Source organism: Anaerotignum faecicola (genome assembly GCA_024460105.1).
In the GTDB taxonomy this organism is placed as follows: Bacteria; Bacillota; Clostridia; order Lachnospirales; family Anaerotignaceae; genus JANFXS01.
The window spans coordinates 38,968-58,511 of record JANFXS010000003.1 but is presented as its reverse complement, the minus strand read 5'-3'; the positions used below and the strand labels follow the sequence as shown (position 1 = coordinate 58,511).

Genomic DNA, 19,544 nt, shown 5'->3' with positions numbered 1-19,544 from the left:
ACGATTCTGATTGGAATTATGTCAACAGAGCTGACCAGAATCGTGTGCCAAATCTTAGCAGAGCAAGATTTGATTATAAGAGAAAGGATGAAGACGATATGGCGAAATCAACAAAGACTTATGAAGAAAGAATACGTGCATTAGAGAAAAAGGAACAGGAAAGCATCGAAGCTACCAAAAAGCTCATTGCACAGCGAAAGGAACTGGAAAAGAGAAAGAAAGCCGAGGAAAGTAAAAAACGAACCCACAGGCTCTGTCAGATTGGCGGTGCGGTGGAATCGGTTCTTGGCTGTCCGATTGAGGAGGAAGATTTACCAAAGTTGATAGGCTTCTTAAAAAGGCAGGAAACAAACGGAAAGTTTTTCTCAAAGGCGATGCAGAAAGAGCCACTTACAGATATGGAGGAAGTGTAATGGCGGAGGGAGTGGTTTTTCCATTCCCTTCATTGCCTTTGAATGAAGGGCGCACTTATGGACAACCAGAGGTCGTCCTTATAAGTTTGCCACAAGTGGCAACCGGTCTGCGCTTACGCTTGCCGGGCTCGTTCCGTCGGCGGGGCTTTCAGCCAGACCTGCTCATGCCGCAGGGGGCACTCTTGCGCAGAGGGCGTTCCGACAGCTTCACTTCTGCCAAACCAGAAGAAGATGCTGTCGGAAATCAATGCCGGATACGGCAGAAAGGGGGAATCGTATCATGGCGATATTTCACTTTACAGTAAAGATTGTCGGGCGCAGTAAAGGAAAATCTGTCATATCCGCATCGGCATATCTTAATGGAGATGTGATGAAGAATGAGGAAACAGGCAGAATCAGTTACTATACTTCCAAAAAGGAAGTCGTCTACACCAGTCTGATGATGTGCGAAAATGCACCTCCTGAATGGCTGCATGTACCGGAAGAAAATATAAAAAGGTGTCAACAGTCTATCCGTTATAAAAGAGCGGATGATAAAGATGCCGCACTGGAAAAGTTTAAAATCACATTTCAGAAACAGCGTCTATGGAATGAGGTATTGAAGATAGAAAAAAATGCAGATGCACAGCTTGGACGCTCATTTGAATTTTCCCTGCCGAAAGAATGGAGCAGACAGGAACAGATTGATTATACAACCGAATATATTCAAAAGACTTTCGTGGACGAGGGAATGTGTGCCGACTGGAGCATACACGATAAGGGCGACGGGAACCCACATGTGCATTTACTTGTAACCATGCGACCATTCAATCCAGACCACTCATGGGGCAGCAAGGAAGTCAAGGACTGGGATTTTGTCAGAGATACTGACGGAAATATCGTGGTTGATGAATCCCACCCGGACTGGTGGCAGGATAAGAAAAATCCAGACCGTCATGGAATCCGTATTCCGGTACTTGATGAAAACGGAGTACAGAAAGTCGGGGCAAGAAACAGAAAACAATGGAAAAGGGTTCTGACTGACGCTACCGGCTGGAACAATCCAAAGAATTGTGAGTTATGGCGAAGCGAATGGGCAAAGATGTGTAACCGGCATTTATCCATAGACAATCTGATTGACCACCGCTCTTATGAAAGACAGGGCAAATTGAAAGTCCCTACGATTCATGAGGGTGCAGATGCAAGGAAGATTGAGGAAAAATATCTCACCGGGCAGATAAGGAAAGGTTCATGGAAGGTCGAGGAAAACCAGATGATAAAAAAACAAAATGCACTGCTGCAAAAGGTAATTGCAACCTTTGGTAAGGTATCCGGTGCATTGTCGATGTGGAGGGAGTGGTTGAATGACATTAGAAGAAAGCAAAGAAGTAATTCCCATGATGGAAGCAATGATTACACAGATAGAGGAACAGCAGAATATCATGGCAGAGATGCTTCAGGAGATACAGGAAAAGGACGAGAAGCTGATGTGCTTTCAGGAGCAGGAAGAACGATTGCAGCAATTAGAGAAAGAATTGTCAGAGCTGCTACAAATCTTACCGGATACAGAAGAACTGTTGATGCTTCTGGAAGAAAAGACAGACCAGATACAGAAACTCACAGACGAAAATCAGCAATGGCAGGAATTGGCACAGAAATTAAACAGCGAGAACCGGCTATTGCAGAAACAGAACAGCGAATTACTGAACTTGAACAGCAATTAGAGAAAGGAAGGTTGATTGATGAACGAATTAAGAAACTCAAAGAGCGACGATCAACTGGAAGAGTTGCTTCTGCTGACAGAGCAGATGCAGGAAGAACTCGACCAGAAAGACCGGACTATCAGGGAACTGAAAGTGCAGCTCGACGAATCGCTGACCTTGAACGAGAAGTTAAACAGCGAGAACAAAACAGAGAACATTCAAGCCTTAAAGAACGACTTGAGGAAAACAAAAGAATTGTTGCAGAGCGAGAAAGAGAAAACACACACCGTCCAAGCCATGATAGAGGAATGTCGAGATAAGCAGAGACAGGCAGAACAGGAACGGGATTATGTACTCTCCCATCAGAAAAAAGTAGAGATACCGGTTGAAAAGCCGGTACTCTATCAAAAGTGCGGGAATTGTAAACAGACAGCTTATCTGAAAGCTAAGGAAAAGTATGATATGCAGAGGGAAAAACTGGCAGGCAGATATAAAACAAAAACAGCCATGTATGAAGCATTGATGTTTCTGCTGATATGGTATTCCGTATCAACTACTCTTTTTCAGATGATACGGTCAAAAATATTTATTTCTGATTGCGTGGTATTCTTTGATACAATCGCAACTTTCACACAGACCATTGCTGGCTGGGTTGTACTGGCAGGAAAGAACGTGGCACAGATTAGTGATGGAATATCCAATCCTGTCGTTGCTGGAATTATAAACTGGCTGATAAGAATACTGATTTGCGGTGGATGTCTGGTGGGTGTGGGAATACTTTTGGCATTCATCGAAATAAAGATTGCAGGGCTATATAAGAAATACTGTTGGGATATGATTACCATAATGGTGATACTTGTAAGTATGGCAATAGCTATCTACTTTGGGGATTGGATAAAGGAAGTATTGCCAATCAATCTGCTATTTCTCTTATTATTCGTGCAACTGGTATATGTTGGAATCAGGTGGTATGTAAAGGGATGGCGGGAAAACAGAGGTTATGTTTAAAAATAAAAAAATTGTCTGAGACGCAGCGAAGTAAATAAAATGAGTAGTATTATAAGAAGTCAGCAGTGCGTGAATAAACTGCTGGCTTCTTTTTTGATAGATACAGTCACTCTCAGAGAGTGTGCAGGATAGTAAAGTAATAATATCAACATGCCGATATAGAAAATGCAGGGAAGCATTGTATTTCAAAGAGTTTGAGATACAATGCTTCTGCGTTTCTATAGGAGATAGTCGTTCTATGCGGAAAATAGTCATTTGATGCGGAGAATGATCGAGCGGAAGATTTGTTTGATATAATAAAGAGTGCTAGGTGAGACTTGTATGGTTTACAGGTATGAGAGAAATCAAAGACAGGAATGAAAAATATGAACATTATTATTTGTGATGACAGGATAGATGACAGAAAAAATCTATCAGATTTGCTGTCAGACTATGGTGAAAAAAAGAATTATGAGTTTGCTATTACAGAATATGATTCTGGAGAACAGTTATGCGAAGAACAATCAGCTTTGGAAGCGTGTCAGATATTATTTCTGGACATCAATATGCAGGGGATGGATGGGCTGAAAACAGCTATGAGGATTAAAGAAAAATATCCAACTGGTTTAATGCGTCCTCTCGGATATAATGCTGCGTGCAGTTCTGCGTGCGGCTCGTCCGTTTGTACTGCGAACAGCGGAAATGGGCGTATCCGTTGGCAGTGGCAAGGCTTAACTTTGCCCCGCAGTCGGCACAATAGAGCAGTCCAGAAAACATGCTCGTAATCCCGCTTTTGTTCGGTCTGCGTTTGTTTTCCCGTATTATCTGTACCTTTTCCCATATATCCCTGTCAATGATGGGGGCATGGGCATTTTCGATATACGCCCGCCTGTCCTTTGCGGTGGGGATGCGTTTTTTGCTCTTAAAGCCAAGCCTTGTGGATTTGAAGCTTTAATCTTTGTAACCGCCATATCTCCGCAAGCACCCCCTTTATTTCCTCTATGTCCTCTTGGTATGCGTTCCCCGTCGCGTTTACGCGGCGTGCTATCTGGTTGACGTTGACACCGATTTTCTGTATCTCTGCGGTCATAGCCTTTATATCGGCGTGGTCTATCTGAATGATATACCCGTCAATGGCAATCTTCCGCAGATACGCCGCCATGTTCCGGGTGGGTACGAGCTTCATTTTTTCCAGTATTAAATCCCGTTCCGCTTCCGTCACTCTGAATTTGATTTGCACTGTCCTTTTGCGTCCGTCCATGTGTTCGCTCCTTTCCTTTCCGTTCCGAGGGTTTGGGACACTTCCCAACAAGCAATTTTCAACCGACGCGCCGCAGCGCGGGAGGGCGAAAATACGGAAGTGGTACCCGCTTCCTATGCTTGCTACGAATGTTTTTATCCTTTAGGCTCTTATCACCTACTACGGAGAAAAAGCGATTTTGCCAAACTTACGCAAAAGAAAAACGCTGCAACCTCAAAAAAGATTACAACGCTTTCTAAATCCTGTTCAGTTTTAAGTCGGACATTCCTATTCGCCCTCTTTTTCGACTTCGGAAATCTCCTTTGCCGTTGCGGTTACAATCCGTATGCCTGTATCGCTCATACCGTCAAGAAGCGCGTCAAGCTGCCGCCGCTGCGTGTTCTTCTCCGGCGGCGTTTCTAAAAGGAATTGGTCTACGGATATATGGTAACGCTGTATCAGCTCAAAGAATATCTGTAAACTTGGGTGCTGCCCCTTGTTCTCAATGTTCGCAAGGTAGCGCGGCGAGATAAACATTTCGTCGCCTACTTTCTTGCGGCTCTCCTTGCATCCCTCACGCGCTGCCTTTATCGCTGCCCCAAAAGCCTTAAAGTCGTATCGTGGTACTGGTCTTTTTGCCATAGTTATTCACCCTATTACATTTTACTGTTCCCCTTTCTTCTTGGATATGTCTACGTAGTTCTATCAGTTAGCCAAAATAATTCATATATATATATGTTGACAACAAGCTGCTTTTGTATATAATATTATATAAAAGGGGGGGAATGTTTATGTTACATAGCATGCGTATTCGATAAGCATTGAAATCAAAAAAGATTTTTCCCATTTTCAATATGGGCTTTTTTGTCATGCTTATTTTGCGTATGCTATACAACAAAACTAACGACGTATAGACATAGTATAAAAACTATGCCTTAATTTTGTTGTAGTATTATATGTATAAATGCAGGTCAATGCTCATGTTGAGAATTGACCTGCATTTTTTTGCGCAAAAGGAGAAATATTATGCTTGAAAAATATTGGATAAAATGTCCAATTTGTAACGGAAAGACGAGGGTTCAAGTATTTTATAATACGGTATTAAGAAATTTTCCTCTTTTCTGCCCTAAATGTAAATTAACGCATATCGTTGATGTTGAAAAACTAGAAATCATAATCAAAAACTCTGAAAAACAAACTTTTTAATTTTGAAAAGGAAGGATATTTAAATGAAACACTTACCTAAAAGTACACCTACGGAAATATTGAATGACCCATACGGATTTACTTACAAAGAAATGTCGGAAGTAATTGGAGAGGATAAAGCAAGAGCCTTATATACGGAATTGTATAAACAGCCATTTCACAAAGAAAATCTATCAATATCAACAAAAAAAGTCTATAAAAGTAGCGATACTGAAAAGTATGTTTATGAATTGAAAGATAACAGGTATATTGAAACGGTTTTTATTAAACGGCGAGATGGTGGGACTGTTTGCGTAAGTACGCAAGTTGGTTGTTCTGTTGGCTGTATTTTTTGTGAGTCCGGACGCAATGGTTTTGTTCGTAATCTAACACCGTCTGAAATTGTGCAGCAGGTTGTATTGATACGTCAAAAAGTAAATCGTATCGTTTTTATGGGAATGGGAGAACCTTTATTCAATTACGACAACTTGATTGCAGCAATCCATATTCTTCGAGATAGAAATGGACTTAACTTTCCAACCGACGGCATTACCGTATCAACAGTTGGTCCAGTTAATCAATTAAAAAAATTGCGCGAAGAACATCTAAAAATTCAGTTGACAATATCTTTACATGCAGCAACACAGGCTGCGAGAAACTGTATCATTCCTCATATGCACATGTACGCTATTGAAGATGTTGTTAAGCAAGCATTGTCCTATTCTCAAAGGCATAATCGAAAAGTGGTATTTGCGTATTTGCTTTTACCAGGTATAAATGACCGTTCCTCAGATATAAGGCAACTTGCAAAATGGTTTAAGGGCAAAAATGTTATGATTAACGTGCTGCAATACAACCCGACGAGTAATTCAAAAATTAGAGCACCACAAAAACAAGAAATGGTTGCGTTCAAACATCAATTAGAGCAAACAGGACTTGAAGTTACCATGAGAGTTTCTCATGGTAGAGAGATTAAAGCAGCTTGTGGACAGTTAGCTAATACATATAATAAAGCCAAAAAACAACAGAAATAATTTAATTAAAAGAGCCAGACGCACAGACGCAGAGCCGATAATATGCAGTTTGAAATACTGCTGTTATCGGCTCTTTTTTGATTTTAATTTGTGCCCCTAATAACCATATTGGAGCAAAATCAGAAGCAGTACATTTACAATTCAGATAAAATGATTGGAGGAACAGAAGTATGCACATTGGTTCTGGTCTAAATACGGTATCTTCAATGTACCGCCAACAAAAAGGCAATAATATGAAAACGCCTGCATCTGGGGAAAAGACATTTTATACGGCAGAAACACCGAAGGTATATCAGATATTCACAACAGATAATATGTTGTGGACAGGAGGTAATGGCACCGGTCTTTCTTATTGTCTTAAATATGCGGATGATTCAACGGATGAAAATCCGGTGGTGTTACATCTAATTACAAAAATACAGCTATTAAAGATACGGTCAAATAAGCTGCTCCATCATGGGAAAAGTATAAAATTAGGAGCTTTAGATAATATCACAAGGGAAAAGTTTTCAAAAACTTCTGGTAACTCTTTGAAATACATATCATATCAATAGATACGATAATATAAATTATGTTTGTATTTGTTGATAACAGGTTTATATCGGAAAAATTGTAAATTTATTTTCTATGTGAATTTTCATTTTTGTAGGGCTGGCATTAGACCAGCCCTTGATTTCATTATAATAGATAAAAAGATATTGAATATATATGCACGGTAAAAAGACGATTCTCAATAAATGAGATTGGGAAAAAGTAACCTTAGTGCTGTTGAAAAAATCACCATAGTTCTAATGAATCTTCTGCATCTACCCATATCTGCATTGTTTCATCAAGATATAATTTTGCATATTCAAGCGGTTTATCAATGGCAAGTGCGTTCAATGCACAGTCTGATCCGGGTGTGGTTTTTAAATCCTTTTCGGCTTCCCAACAGTCAATGCGGAGCATATAACCAGCAGAAGTATAAATATCAATGCTGTTTCTGTGTGGATTGTATTCTGCAAATATTGTTCTCATCGTATAGAATCTCCTTATCATTCAATCAGTCATTTGTTACAAAAATCAGAAGCATTTCAATCAGTTCACCATGTCACTTTTATTTTGTGTTATACTGTTTTATAGATTTTTCTTGCCCTTGTATTTGCCCTTATCAGAGTTCGTAAACGCTGACGGGACGATATAACACAAGGGAAACAATAAGGGAAAGCTCACCTGCGATAAATCCAGTGTTTTCAAGGGTTTGCAGAGAATTTAATAACAAAATATAACAGTTATTAAATTCCCTAAAACAGGTGAAATCTCAATCGGAATTTGTTATAATGCGAATACTTGAAATAGGTAAACGTATGCGCATTTATGAAAAACAAAAAACGGAAAGACACTGGAAAAAACAATTTGACCTTTTTGAACTTTCGGGGAAAAAAGCCGCTGTTATAGGTACAGGAGGCATAGGTGTTGAAATTGCAAAAAGGCTAAGTTCTTTTAATGTTGTAATAAGCGGTTTTAACCGAAGTGAAAAAAGCGCCCGTTATTTTGATAATATATATAATATCAAAAATATTAAAAGTGAAATACAACGATTTGATATTGTAATTATTGCAGCGCCTTTGGACAATATTACATACCATTTATTTAATGACAGTATGTTTGAACTGATGAAACAAAATTCTATATTAGTAAACGTCGGCAGAGGAGCCATAGTTGAAGAAGCGGCGCTTATCACTGCCCTTAAAAGCGGGAAGCTTATGGGGGCGGCAATAGATGTTTTTGAGCGGGAGCCTTTGGATAAAAGCAGCGTACTTTGGGAATTGGAAAATTTCTATTATTCTCCTCATAACAGCTTTGGTTCTGAAGAAAATGAAGGACGCATGTTTAATATGGTGTTTAAAAATCTTGAAAACTATATCAATAACCGCGAATTATCAAATAGACTCATTTAAAGTCCTATGTTTAAAAAACGACAATTAGTCAAAATATATTTATTAACAGTATTTATGTGACTTAATTGTTTAATAGTTCTATAATTAACACTTTTAATTTAAAGCATATTGTGTTATTCTGATAAAAACGGTCTATGGAGGTAGTTTTAATGAAAAAGTTTTTTAGATATATGGCGTTAATTGCCTGCACAATAACTTTAAACGGCACGGCATTCGCTGCAAGCGAAGTCAGCGAAACTGTTGGATTATCAGTTGAAACCGAATGTATAGACATCGGCGGCAAAACAATGATTCCTCTCAGAAAAGCGTATGAAGGCCTAGGGGCAGAAATAGAATGGGATAGTTCTTCGGGAGCAGTATCAATATTAAAAGAGGACACTGTAATAAAAACGAAACTAAACAGCAGAATAATGGAAATCAATGGCATCAATCTCGTTATGGAAAATCCTTTGCTGCTTATAAACGACAGTATATATATAACGGCGGATGCAGTTGCCGAAAGTTTGGGATGCAATATAAGTTTTGGCAGCGCTTCCGTATATTTATTTGAAAAAAACGATACGGAAAGCGCAGATGATACAGATAATCAAAGCGAACCGTTAGGGGAAGAGGGAGAGGAAAAATCATATACAATAATGTATTCGTCAATGCCGGGCACAATGTTTGTAAACTATCCGTCAGGAACCCCTAAAGTATCATGCAGAGTAGATACATTTAAAATATCGGATATAAAAGCCGTTAATGATAAATATCTTAAAATTAATGTTTTCCTTTCAGGAGATATTAATTATAATATCGGGGCCAACGGTGAAAATTATGCGGGAGACAAAAATATCAGATTATATTTAGTTTGTTATGACGAGGACGGGAAAAAAATAGCAAGCCCGTCTGTAGTGATTAAAGATGAAGGCTTTGAAATTAACAAGACCCTTAATGTACCGATAGAAACTGAACGAATTTCACTCGAATTAAAATAAATATTAGAAAGATTTAAAACCGCAGTTCAACATTTTTATATGGATTGCGGTTTTTGTATAAGACAAAACGTGTAAAAACTTATAATATATAAGTAAGGCGGCTGATAAAATGGGAAATATACTTGATTATATTAAATGGCGCGGAGATTTGGAGTTTGACAAGGATGAGTTTAATTCTATTGACGCGCTTATTTTAAGCCAGTTTTCATATTTAAACTTGGAGGATATCGTACCGGAAAGTTTTTCAAAAAAAATAAAGCTTAAAGAAGCGCTCAATATTTTTCTTGATTTATCTTATCAAAAAAAACGGTTGGAAACGGGACTTTTAATATCGGACGAAATTTTGTCTATGTTTAATGAAATGGGAAAAAGCAAAAGGTTTTCTGATATAAAGCTTTGCGGATATGTAAATTTAATTGACAAGGAAGAGGAGAAACAGTTTTCGGCTGTTACATCTATGCTTAATGACGGCAGCAATATAGTAATTTTCAGAGGCACCGACGACACGTTGGTCGGCTGGAAAGAAGATTTCAATATGAGCTTTTTGGATCATGTGCCGTCGCAGTCGGCAGCCGTTGAATATCTTACAAAAGCGGCGGAATGCCTTGAAGGGAGCCTGAGGGTAGCGGGCCATTCAAAAGGCGGAAACCTTGCGATTTATTCTTCTGCCTATTGCAGTGAAGAAATACGCAAAAGAATTATATGCATATATAACAATGACGGTCCAGGATTTAGTCAGGAATTCCTTTCAAAAAAAAGCTATAAAGATATATATAAAAAGATATATTCATATGTGCCGCAATCGTCTGTCGTTGGAATGATGTTTTCGTATCACCGGGAATTTAATGTAGTTCAGAGCAGGCAGTTTGGCCTTTTTCAGCATAACCCGTTTAATTGGCAGGTTCTCGGAAACAAATTTGTACTTTGCGATAAGATTACGGACAGCAGCGAATTTGCAGACAACACATTAAGGGACTGGATTTTAAAAATGGATAATGCGCAAAAAGAAAAATTTGTAGATGCGCTTTTTGAAATACTGGATTCTACCGATGCAAAAACACTTACGGAACTTAAATCCGACGGAATAAAAAATTCAGGATTAATCCTTAAGAATATAAGCGCGCTTGATGATGAAACTAAAGAGATATTAATTAAAACGGCACAGCTTTTAATAAAGTCTGCAAAAGAGAATTTGGTTTCAAATAAATCTTCAAAACCTGCGGCAAAAAAAAGAATAAACATAATAACTTCTAAAATACCATTGCCAAAAGGCAAAAAATATATAATAATAAAAGAGAAAAAGGAGAATTGATATGCGAAGAACAGATCGTCTTGTAACTGACAATTCTAAAATTGAAAGTTTTTTAAAAGAGTACGATATAATGCATGTTGGGTTTTACGACGGACATAAACCTTATATATTTCCCGTAAATTTTGGATATGAGTTTATAAATGAGAAACTTATATTATACTTCCATGGGGCCGACAGCGGAACAAAAGCCGAATTAAGCAAAAGCAGACCTGTAGTTGCATTTGAAATGGAACGTAATAACGGAGTTGCCGGCGACGGTACGCAGGGCTGCAAATACAGTTGCTTTTACAACAGCATAATGGGCAGCGGAACGATTACAGTATTGGAAAACAATTCCGACAAAAGGCATGCTTTGGATATAATTATGAAAAAGGCAACAGGTAAAAGCGGTTTTGAATATAATGAAAATGTATTGGATAAAACAAATGTATACAGAATTTCGGCCGATGAATTTTCAGCCAAAGAAAAAATATATTGATTACTAATAAAATATTTTATAATAATATATACAAATACATTTACGTTTCATAAGGAGGTATATTTATGGATATAAAAATCAGGCCTATGGTTAAAGACGACTGGCAAATGGTAAGCGAAATATATAAACAAGGCATAGAAAGCAACATGGCTACTTTAGAATATTTATGTCCTCCTTTTGACGAATGGGATGCGGAACATAAAAAGGTCGGGCGTTTTGTGGCCGAAAAAAACGGCGAAGTTGTGGGATGGATTGCTTTATCCGAAATATCCGGATGCGAAGCTTATAAAGGCGTATGTGAAGTAAGTATTTACGTTGATATGGACGAAAGGCACACAGGCATAGGAGAGGCTCTTGTAAAAAATGAAGTGTCGTTTGCTGACGACAACAATATATGGACTCTGCAGGCTACTGTATTGGACGAGAATGAAGCAGGGATACAGCTTTTTGAAAAATGCGGTTTCAGGCGCGTAGGCTATCGTAAAATGATTGGTATTGATAAATTCAGGCATTGGAGAAACACCATACTGTTGGAAAAAAGAAGCGGCGTGATAGGTTTTACAGGATGCGATATGGAACATTGCAGTATGAAAGAAAAAATGATGTAATATTTTAAGTGTTTTTATAAGCTGTTGAAAAGCTTTAATAAACTTTTCAACAGCTTTTTTATTTAATATGCGAATAAAAAATATACAAGGTTCATTTATTTTATATATCTTATATTCTGTCAGCCGTTAAGAAAATCAAGTTTGTTTTTTCGGTCTGCAAATGTTTATGATTATTTATTTTACTTATCATATCTATTTGTGGTACATTCTTATTTTCTAAGTTTATTTTCCAGCATGTGCAAAACTTGGCGGTTCAGCTTTTGTCCGGCCGAATGAGTTTTCCGGAGAAGGGGTTGAAAGGTTGAAATAAAGCCTGGAATCTTCTGTTACGCCGAAATCCTTGTTGCTGCCTGTATCCTGAACCTTATTGAACGCCTCTCTGAACATTGCATTGTGGGCTTCTTCCCTGTTAAGGAGAAAGTCTATAGTATCCCTTACTTTTTTATCTTTGATTTGTCTGTAAAGATATTCGTATACCACTTTCGCCCTCTGTTCAGACGCAATATTAGATAATAAATCTGCGCATAAATCTCCCGTTACAGTTACATAATCTGATGTCCATGAATATCCCGAGGAATTCATAAGCCCGGGATTTAGGCCGAGTATGACATGGGTCTGGATTTCGCCTGCTGAAACTGTTTCATAATCTACATCATGACCGTTTAACAAATTAATGGTAGCGGCCACCATTTCAAGATGGCTGAGCTCTTCGGCTGCAATATCCATAAACAGATCCTTAATTGCAGGGTCTTTTATCCTGAAGCTTTGGGACATATACTGCATTGCTGCCTTAAGTTCGCCATTTCCGCCTCCTAGCTGTTCCTGAAGGAGAACGGCATATTGCGGATTCGGTTTTTCAATACTGACAGGTTTGAGAAGCTGTTTTTCGTGTTTAAACATTATGACACCTCCAATAAATTTTAATATTATTATGAGCATATAATTGAGCTTAATGTATCCGACATTTATTTTTTAAGTGAATATTTTTCTTGTAAAAGGGGAATTAAAAAATATAAATTATAGTTTACTTAGTTTTGAAGGCTATAATTTTAAATATTTAAAGAATAAGGGGCTGTTTAAATGGATAATAACAAAGACTGTGATATTGAATTTACAACATATGACAGGCTGTTGAAATCATGGGAAAATTCAATGGAATTGACAAGAGATTACAGTATATATTCTAAAGATAAAGAACATGATCCTAAAGTTAGAGAAGTTTTTGCCGAATTTGCTAAAGATGAAGGGATGCATGCGGCAAAATTAAGAGAACTTATAATTGAACGTAAAAATAAAAGATAATTTTAATGTCAGATTAATGCCGCTGCTAATAACTGCTTTCAGTTATTAAGCGGCATTTTTTAGTTCAAAATATATTCTAAATTCGGAGTATGAATATTTCACATAACCTTCGGGATAATAAAAAGTAAAACTAATCACAAATATTTTTTATATCAATTTTACTGTGGAAATTCAGAAGTTCACAGTATAGCCGTTTTATATTGAACGTGCGGCATCACAAAAGTACATTGACATAAAATATAAACTTATAAATTATTAAAGAAACTATAGGCGTACCGATTTACTGCCGAACTCGGTAAAAAGCGCTCAATATATTTAAATTGCATGGAGGCCGACATGTCAGAAAAAAAGATTCATTATGCGTGGATAATACTTATCGGCGTAATACTTATACGAGGATTTTCGGGAGGGTGTATCAATATGACTTCCGGCCTGTTCCTTGCTCCTGTTTCAAATGAAATAGGGGTTGGTATCGGCAGGCTTTCCATATATTTCAGCATTACATCTGCCGTCATGGTTTTTTGGTTTCCGATAGCAGGAAAACTAATGAATAGATACGATGTCAGAGTTATGGCTTTAATCGGCGCGCTGCTTCATACACTGTCTTTTGCAGCATTTGGCTTTATGAAAAATGTTTACGGGTGGTACTTGCTTTCCATTCCTAGCGCTATGGGCGCCGCTCTTACAGTAAATCTATTAGGACCTATACTTATCAACAGGTGGTTTATAAAAAATCCCGGAACGATGATTGGTATACAAATGGCGTTTGTAGGTATTTTCGCCGCAATTTTTCAGCCGATAGCTTCATTTAAAATAACGGAAAACGGTTGGAGATATGCATATATAACTATAGGGCTTTTGGCTTTTTTTATGGCTTCGCTGTCATCTGTATTTTTATTAAGGAATTCACCTCAAAGCGTTAATTTAAACCCGCTGGGATATAAAAAAAATAACGCAGACGCCGGCTGTAAATCGAAAGAAATAGATATTGATGAAGCAACTGCTGTAAAATCAGCGTCGTTTTATTTGCTTTTGTTTTTTATGATAGCCATAACCGGAGTCGGTGTGTTTACACAGCATATTCCTACGTTCGGAGCTGAAAAAGGATATTCGGTTGAAGAAACGGGAATTGTACTTTCACTTGCGTCGATCGGAACAACATTCGGTTCTGTAATTATAGGATATATATGTGACAGTTTCGGCAGTTTAAAAACATGTTACGGCATAATTTTAACCGGTATTATATCTGTATTCGGTTTTTTATTTTTTGCAGGAAGCTACTTGATTTTTCTTATATCCGCTTTTATATTCGGATTTACAGCATCGGGAATAGCCGTATTATCTCCTATTTTAACAAAAACATTTTTTGGAGATTCAGATTATGAAAAAATTTATTCAAAGGTTGCTATGGGAGCTCCGATATCCTCAATTATATTAATACCGGCATATGGATTTATGTTCGATTTGTTCAAAAATTATTCGGCAGTACTTATCATTATGATAGTATTATTGTTAATATCTGCTTTATGCATAAATATAGGCTGGAAAAAAAGATACAAAAGCAGTGGTTGTTCCGCTTGTAAATAACTTGATTATATTGATAAAAACCGCGTTTATATGATAAAATAGAAAAATATATATTTGAGGTGATAATATGGCCATTCTTGTTACTGGCGGGGCAGGGTATATTGGAAGCCATACATGCGTAGAGCTTCTTAAAAAAGGATATGAGGTTATTATAGCTGATAATTTTTCAAATTCTGATGAAAAAACAGTTTTAAAAATCGAAGAAATATCAGGGAAAAAAGTGAAATTATACAGATGCGATTTATTGGATTATAATTTATTGGATTATATTTTCGGCAGTGAAAAAATATCCGGCGTTATACACTTTGCCGGTTTAAAAGCTGTCGGAGAATCTGTAAAAATTCCCATTTTATATTATGAAAATAATTTAAACGGTGCAATAAACCTATTTAAAATAATGGACAGACATTCTGTAAGGAACATTGTTTTCAGCTCTTCGGCAACAGTTTACGGATTAAGCGGAAAATCGCCTGTTAAAGAAGATTTCAATTTAAGCGCTGAAAATCCATACGGCAGAAGTAAATTGATTTTAGAGAATATTCTTAATGATATTTACATATCAAATAATAACTGGTCGATTGCAATTTTACGGTATTTTAATCCAATAGGAGCTCACAAAAGCGGACTTATAGGCGAAAGCCCAAAAGGCACGCCAAGTAATTTACTGCCGTATATCTCACAAGTTGCGATAGGAAAACTACCGTATGTTCAGATATTCGGAAATGATTATAAAACAAAAGACGGTACCGGCGTCAGGGATTATATACATGTTGTTGATTTGGCCGAGGGTCATATCAAAGCGATTGAAAAATTGTCGATCGAAAAACACGGAATTTTCACTTATAATTTGGGCACCGGAAAAGGATACAGTGTTTTGGAAGTTATTAAAACATTTGAAGAAGTATGCGGAAAAGAAATAAAATATAAATTTTGTCCACGAAGGGAAGGGGACATAGACGAGTGCTATGCAGACTGTTCCCGAGCTGTAAAAGAACTTGGATGGGAACCCCAATATGGGCTGAAAGAAATGTGCGAAGATATATGGAGATGGCAGACGCTTAATTCTGAAAAATAAAAAAGAGGGGGATATCATGCTGTTAAGTTTTGATTATGGCATACTTAATTTTATACACGACAACTTAACGTGCAGGGCAGGGGATATATTTTTTCCTATTTTTACTAAACTTGGAAGTTTTGGTTTATTGTGGATAATTATTGCGGCTTATTTAATTTTTATAAAAAAAGATAAAAAATACGGTATTACTGTTATATTAGCTCTTTTACTTTCTTTGTTGATTGGAAATATAATACTTAAAAATGTAGTTGCAAGGCCGCGACCGTTTGATGGATTGGAATTTATTAATTTGCTGATTCCGGCTCCACAGGATTTCTCATTTCCTTCAGGCCATACTATGAGTTCATTTGCAGCGGCATTTGTCTTATATAAACGCAGCGGCAGGAGTGGAGCCTTAGCTTTGTTGACAGCGGCCTTAATGGGATTTTCAAGGCTGTATCTGTATGTACATTATCCAAGCGATGTTATCTGTGGGGCTGTTTTAGGAATTCTGGCTGCAAATATTGCTTTATTTGTATCAAATAAAATTTATCCTGCATAAGATATAATAATTTTATGTAAGGATGGTGTGACAATGCCCAGAGTATATTTAAGCCCGTCTGTACAGGAGTATAACCAATTTCATAGCGGAGGAACAGAAGAACAATATATGAACTTAATTGCTGACGCTATTGAGCCTTATTTGATTGCAAGCGGAATTGAATTTGGAAGAAATAACCCAAACAAGCCGCTTGGCGATGCAATAAACGAATCAAATATGGGAAACTACGATTTACATGTCGCAATACACAGCAATGCAGCCCCCGAAAATCTTTCAGGGCAAATAAGAGGAACTGATATTTATTATAGCCCAAACAGCTACTATGGCAGAGAGTTTGCTAAAATATTGCAGAATAATTTTAAAAATATATATCCTACGCCTGATGAAGTTGAAATACTGCCTACAACAACTTTACGGGAAATTAGAAGGACAACTGCTCCGGCAGCCCTTATTGAAGTTGCTTATCACGATAATCCGGAAGATGAGGCATGGATAAAAAATAATATAAATCAAATTGCGGAAGCAATAGCGCTGTCAATAGCGGAATACTTTGGCGTTCCATTTGTTGCGCCTATGATTGATGAGGATAGTTTTGTAACTTATAATTTATTTTAACTTAATTTCTGACATATCAAGATATGATGGATTATTTATATTAGAAAATATGCCGGGAAAAATCTTTATTTTTTATAAGGAACAGAAAGTAAAAACTTAAAACTAATATATTATACGAGGTATAGTTTACATAATATATTTATGGTGAACTATACCTCGTATATTGCTTTTAACTTTATCGCACAAATACAAGCTATTTTTTAAAATGCCACAGGCAGTTGCTTATTAAGTAAACTAAAAAGTGCTATAATATACATGAGGTGATTAATTAATGGAAACTAAAGATATTTTATTGGAATTACGCAGAAAGAAAAATATGACTCAGGAAGAATTTGCAGAAAAAATATTTGTTACCAGGCAAGCCGTTTCAAGGTGGGAAAACGGTGAAACAATACCAAATGTTGAAACTTTAAAATTAATTTCAAAATCATTTGATATATCCATTAATACATTGCTTGGTTCGCCAAGAGAACTTATATGCCAATGTTGCGGTATGCCTCTTGACGATAATCTAATGAGCAGAGAAAATGACGGAACTTTCAACGAGGAGTATTGTAAATGGTGCTATTCAAATGGAAAATTTATATATAACGATATTGATGTTCTAATTGAATATTTGGAAAAGCATATGTCTAACGACAGTTGGCCGGCAGAGCAAGTAAGAGATTATTTTAAATGCTTGCTGCCAAAACTTAAATATTGGGACAATAAAACGTTGTAATTATATAATTTATGCAGATATGTTGTAATAAATTTAATACTTTAAACCGGATAAATTTAGTTGCGGTTACAGTATTTAAGAGATTTAAAATTGTTGGCGGCCGTATCGATTTTAAAATAACGTTTGGCAGACTTACTATAGCACAATAAATAGAAATGATGAATATAAATAATTTCTAAATTATTATTTTGTAAATTCATATATAGATGATTCAGTTACATAGTTATTTGGGGCTAATCCCAAAATCGTAAAAATCTCTATAACTATTCGTAAAAGTTGTGTTTTGCGAATAGTTGTGCATTAAACAAAATAAGGCATTATTAATTAATTATAATGCCCTATCCTAAATATAATTATAATATAATTATAAAATCAGATTAAAATTTTTACTGATAATACAAAAAATCAATACCTTCTTCTTTTATTATTTTTAAATTTATAAACATTCCTGGAGCGTCGGCGTCTTGATGATACAAATTTTATTATTAAAGCAATAACAATAATTACTGCGGCGCCAATTCCAAACTTAATAAGCCCATCCTTTGTAAACAGCTTTGAAGCAATATCTTTAAATGTATATCCGATTTTTTCAAAGAAAGTTGCTTCTTCAACAGTCCTTCCTGCATATACAGGCGTTTCTGCAAGGACTTCGCCATTATACTTGTAAGATACTTTTCCGATTTCCGTATCCTGCGTAATTGGAGCATTTATAAAAGTAGTTGGCGTTTCACTGTCTTTCGTATCTTCCTGATATATATATTCTTCATTCGTTATTTCTATGTCGGTTTCAATAGCTCCAAGAACTTCTTTATCAAGGTATAAAGATATATCTTCTTTGATAATTAAATCAAGGTTATCGCCGTCGGCTTTATTGTGATTATGAAGCGGAACTTGTCCTACAACAGAACCGTTTTGGGCTATTGTAAAGAAATTATAATTTTCAAAACCATAATTAAATAATGCCGCCGCATCTTCCCAACGTCCGGGATCTTCTGAATTAAATATTATTGCAACAAGCTGTATTCCGTCTTTTTCAGCAGATGCGGCAATGCAGTCTCCGGCTTCATCTGTAAATCCTGTTTTTAATCCTGTTGCATATGGATACGCATACTCGCCGTTTGTGATTAAAAGGTTATGGCTGCTCCAATTATATTCTTTTGTTCTCACTCCTGCCGAATCTTTATCTTCCATGCTGTTTCCGCTGTAGCTTTTTTCGGAACATATTTGCATTAAAACATCATATTCTAAAGCTTTCGACGCAATTTTTGACATATCATGAGCAGTTGTATAATGATTTTCGTCATGATATCCATGAGGATTAGAAAAATTTGTATTGGTGCAACCCAATTCTTCCGCCTTTTTATTCATCATTTCAGAGAATAATACGTCGCATTCTTTAGGGCTTAATGTGTCGTCGTTTTGAACTTTCTTTACAACTGCGTTTGCAATTACCTCAGCCGTGTCATTGCCGCTTGGTATAATAAGGCCGCGTATCAAGTTCCTCACTGTTATGGATTCTCCTCTGACATGGCCGGCTTTGCTTGAATCAAGAGACACTTCATTAATTTCATTTCCAACTAAAATAACGTCGTCCGGAGAAAAATTATCAAGCGCTATAATTGCTGTAAGCAACTTTGTCATACTTGCAGGATACATTTTTTTATCAGCATTTTTTTCAAAGAGAACTTTTCCTGTTGAAGGTTCTATTAAAATGGCGGCTTCTGCTTTTACTTCCGGCTTTTCGGCCGCAAATGATATATTTGAAAACACAAAAGTAAAAGCGAGAAGCATAAGCAACATAACTTTTTGTTTAAATATCTTCATATTAAACTCTCCCACTATATAAC

The 19,544-nt window shown here is 36.7% G+C and carries 23 protein-coding genes and 2 pseudogenes; 19 read left to right on the top strand and 6 right to left on the bottom strand.

Annotation, left to right across the window (positions count from 1 at the left end; genetic code table 11):
- Window positions 1-98: 98 nt before the first annotated feature.
- From NE664_05280 to NE664_05260, 5 genes and pseudogenes are all read left to right on the top strand, one after another.
- Window positions 99-413: a DUF3847 domain-containing protein gene (locus tag NE664_05280; GenBank protein MCQ4726071.1), complete on the top strand. Its 315-nt coding sequence runs from the start codon at window positions 99-101 to the stop codon at window positions 411-413.
- Entirely contained in the window at window positions 413-718 is a 306-nt protein-coding gene (locus NE664_05275; protein MCQ4726070.1) for a hypothetical protein, read from the top strand. The genes NE664_05280 and NE664_05275 overlap by 1 nt, the downstream gene beginning before the upstream one ends.
- Window positions 694-2,415 carry a MobA/MobL family protein gene (locus tag NE664_05270; protein ID MCQ4726069.1) on the top strand — a complete coding sequence of 574 codons (1,722 nt, stop codon included), beginning with the start codon at window positions 694-696 and terminating at the stop codon, window positions 2,413-2,415. The genes NE664_05275 and NE664_05270 overlap by 25 nt, the downstream gene beginning before the upstream one ends.
- Window positions 2,393-3,103 (top strand): DUF6040 family protein, encoded by a 711-nt coding sequence (locus tag NE664_05265; GenBank protein ID MCQ4726068.1) that lies wholly within the window; start codon window positions 2,393-2,395, stop codon window positions 3,101-3,103. Before NE664_05270 ends, NE664_05265 begins: the two co-directional genes overlap by 23 nt.
- Before the next feature lie 365 nt (window positions 3,104-3,468).
- A pseudogene (locus tag NE664_05260) lies at window positions 3,469-3,693 on the top strand (response regulator).
- Here NE664_05260 and NE664_05255 read toward each other — a convergent pair.
- The 3 genes from NE664_05255 to NE664_05245 form a co-directional block, all read right to left on the bottom strand.
- Entirely contained in the window at window positions 3,686-3,859 is a 174-nt protein-coding gene (locus NE664_05255; protein ID MCQ4726067.1) for a zinc ribbon domain-containing protein, read from the bottom strand. The pseudogene NE664_05260 and the gene NE664_05255 sit on opposite strands and share 8 nt — an antisense overlap.
- Window positions 3,860-4,004: 145 nt before the next feature.
- Entirely contained in the window at window positions 4,005-4,343 is a 339-nt protein-coding gene (locus NE664_05250) for a MobC family plasmid mobilization relaxosome protein (GenBank protein MCQ4726066.1), read from the bottom strand.
- Between the two features lie 267 nt (window positions 4,344-4,610).
- Entirely contained in the window at window positions 4,611-4,964 is a 354-nt protein-coding gene (locus NE664_05245; protein ID MCQ4726065.1) for a helix-turn-helix transcriptional regulator, read from the bottom strand.
- A 384-nt stretch (window positions 4,965-5,348) separates the two neighbouring features.
- On the opposite strand from NE664_05245, the gene NE664_05240 reads away from it, so the two are divergent.
- From NE664_05240 to NE664_05230, 3 genes and pseudogenes are all read left to right on the top strand, one after another.
- Window positions 5,349-5,528 (top strand): cysteine-rich KTR domain-containing protein, encoded by a 180-nt coding sequence (locus tag NE664_05240; GenBank protein ID MCQ4726064.1) that lies wholly within the window; start codon window positions 5,349-5,351, stop codon window positions 5,526-5,528.
- A 23-nt stretch (window positions 5,529-5,551) separates the two neighbouring features.
- Window positions 5,552-6,541 carry a 23S rRNA (adenine(2503)-C(2))-methyltransferase RlmN gene (locus NE664_05235; protein MCQ4726063.1) on the top strand — a complete coding sequence of 330 codons (990 nt, stop codon included), beginning with the start codon at window positions 5,552-5,554 and terminating at the stop codon, window positions 6,539-6,541.
- Between the two features lie 170 nt (window positions 6,542-6,711).
- Window positions 6,712-6,942, top strand: a pseudogene (locus tag NE664_05230) (hypothetical protein).
- 376 nt (window positions 6,943-7,318) lie between these two features.
- Here NE664_05230 and NE664_05225 read toward each other — a convergent pair.
- A complete protein-coding gene (locus NE664_05225; protein ID MCQ4726062.1) occupies window positions 7,319-7,558 on the bottom strand; it encodes a DUF6061 family protein in 240 nt (79 codons plus the stop codon).
- Window positions 7,559-7,860: 302 nt separating this feature from the next.
- Between NE664_05225 and NE664_05220 the strand changes: the two genes are divergently transcribed.
- The 5 genes from NE664_05220 (at window position 7,861) to NE664_05200 (ending at window position 11,856) form a co-directional block, all read left to right on the top strand.
- The gene (locus tag NE664_05220) at window positions 7,861-8,481 is read left to right on the top strand and encodes an NAD(P)-binding domain-containing protein (protein ID MCQ4726061.1); all 621 of its coding nucleotides are present in this window, start codon (window positions 7,861-7,863) and stop codon (window positions 8,479-8,481) included.
- Between the two features lie 149 nt (window positions 8,482-8,630).
- A complete protein-coding gene (locus NE664_05215; protein ID MCQ4726060.1) occupies window positions 8,631-9,458 on the top strand; it encodes a copper amine oxidase N-terminal domain-containing protein in 828 nt (275 codons plus the stop codon).
- A 109-nt stretch (window positions 9,459-9,567) separates the two neighbouring features.
- Window positions 9,568-10,770, top strand: coding sequence for a DUF2974 domain-containing protein (locus NE664_05210; GenBank protein ID MCQ4726059.1), 1,203 nt, complete (start codon window positions 9,568-9,570; stop codon window positions 10,768-10,770).
- 1 nt (window position 10,771) lies between these two features.
- Window positions 10,772-11,248 carry a pyridoxamine 5'-phosphate oxidase family protein gene (locus NE664_05205; GenBank protein ID MCQ4726058.1) on the top strand — a complete coding sequence of 159 codons (477 nt, stop codon included), beginning with the start codon at window positions 10,772-10,774 and terminating at the stop codon, window positions 11,246-11,248.
- Between the two features lie 65 nt (window positions 11,249-11,313).
- Complete coding sequence (locus NE664_05200) at window positions 11,314-11,856, top strand: GNAT family N-acetyltransferase (GenBank protein MCQ4726057.1); 543 nt, start codon at window positions 11,314-11,316, stop codon at window positions 11,854-11,856.
- A gap of 222 nt (window positions 11,857-12,078) precedes the next feature.
- Here the strand turns inward: NE664_05200 and NE664_05195 are convergent, their stop codons facing one another.
- Window positions 12,079-12,756 (bottom strand): manganese catalase family protein, encoded by a 678-nt coding sequence (locus NE664_05195; protein ID MCQ4726056.1) that lies wholly within the window; start codon window positions 12,754-12,756, stop codon window positions 12,079-12,081.
- Between the two features lie 180 nt (window positions 12,757-12,936).
- Between NE664_05195 and NE664_05190 the strand changes: the two genes are divergently transcribed.
- From NE664_05190 to NE664_05165, 6 genes are all read left to right on the top strand, one after another.
- The gene (locus NE664_05190) at window positions 12,937-13,158 is read left to right on the top strand and encodes a rubrerythrin (protein MCQ4726055.1); all 222 of its coding nucleotides are present in this window, start codon (window positions 12,937-12,939) and stop codon (window positions 13,156-13,158) included.
- A 336-nt stretch (window positions 13,159-13,494) separates the two neighbouring features.
- Complete coding sequence (locus tag NE664_05185; protein MCQ4726054.1) at window positions 13,495-14,745, top strand: MFS transporter; 1,251 nt, start codon at window positions 13,495-13,497, stop codon at window positions 14,743-14,745.
- A gap of 67 nt (window positions 14,746-14,812) precedes the next feature.
- Window positions 14,813-15,820 (top strand): UDP-glucose 4-epimerase GalE, encoded by a 1,008-nt coding sequence (gene galE, locus NE664_05180; protein MCQ4726053.1) that lies wholly within the window; start codon window positions 14,813-14,815, stop codon window positions 15,818-15,820.
- 16 nt (window positions 15,821-15,836) lie between these two features.
- A complete protein-coding gene (locus NE664_05175) occupies window positions 15,837-16,361 on the top strand; it encodes a phosphatase PAP2 family protein (GenBank protein MCQ4726052.1) in 525 nt (174 codons plus the stop codon).
- 33 nt (window positions 16,362-16,394) lie between these two features.
- The gene (locus NE664_05170; protein MCQ4726051.1) at window positions 16,395-16,976 is read left to right on the top strand and encodes an N-acetylmuramoyl-L-alanine amidase; all 582 of its coding nucleotides are present in this window, start codon (window positions 16,395-16,397) and stop codon (window positions 16,974-16,976) included.
- 271 nt (window positions 16,977-17,247) lie between these two features.
- Window positions 17,248-17,697 (top strand): zinc ribbon domain-containing protein, encoded by a 450-nt coding sequence (locus tag NE664_05165; GenBank protein MCQ4726050.1) that lies wholly within the window; start codon window positions 17,248-17,250, stop codon window positions 17,695-17,697.
- Window positions 17,698-18,102: 405 nt separating this feature from the next.
- Here NE664_05165 and NE664_05160 read toward each other — a convergent pair whose 3' ends face one another.
- Window positions 18,103-19,521 (bottom strand): D-alanyl-D-alanine carboxypeptidase, encoded by a 1,419-nt coding sequence (locus tag NE664_05160; GenBank protein ID MCQ4726049.1) that lies wholly within the window; start codon window positions 19,519-19,521, stop codon window positions 18,103-18,105.
- Window positions 19,522-19,544: the final 23 nt, after the last annotated feature.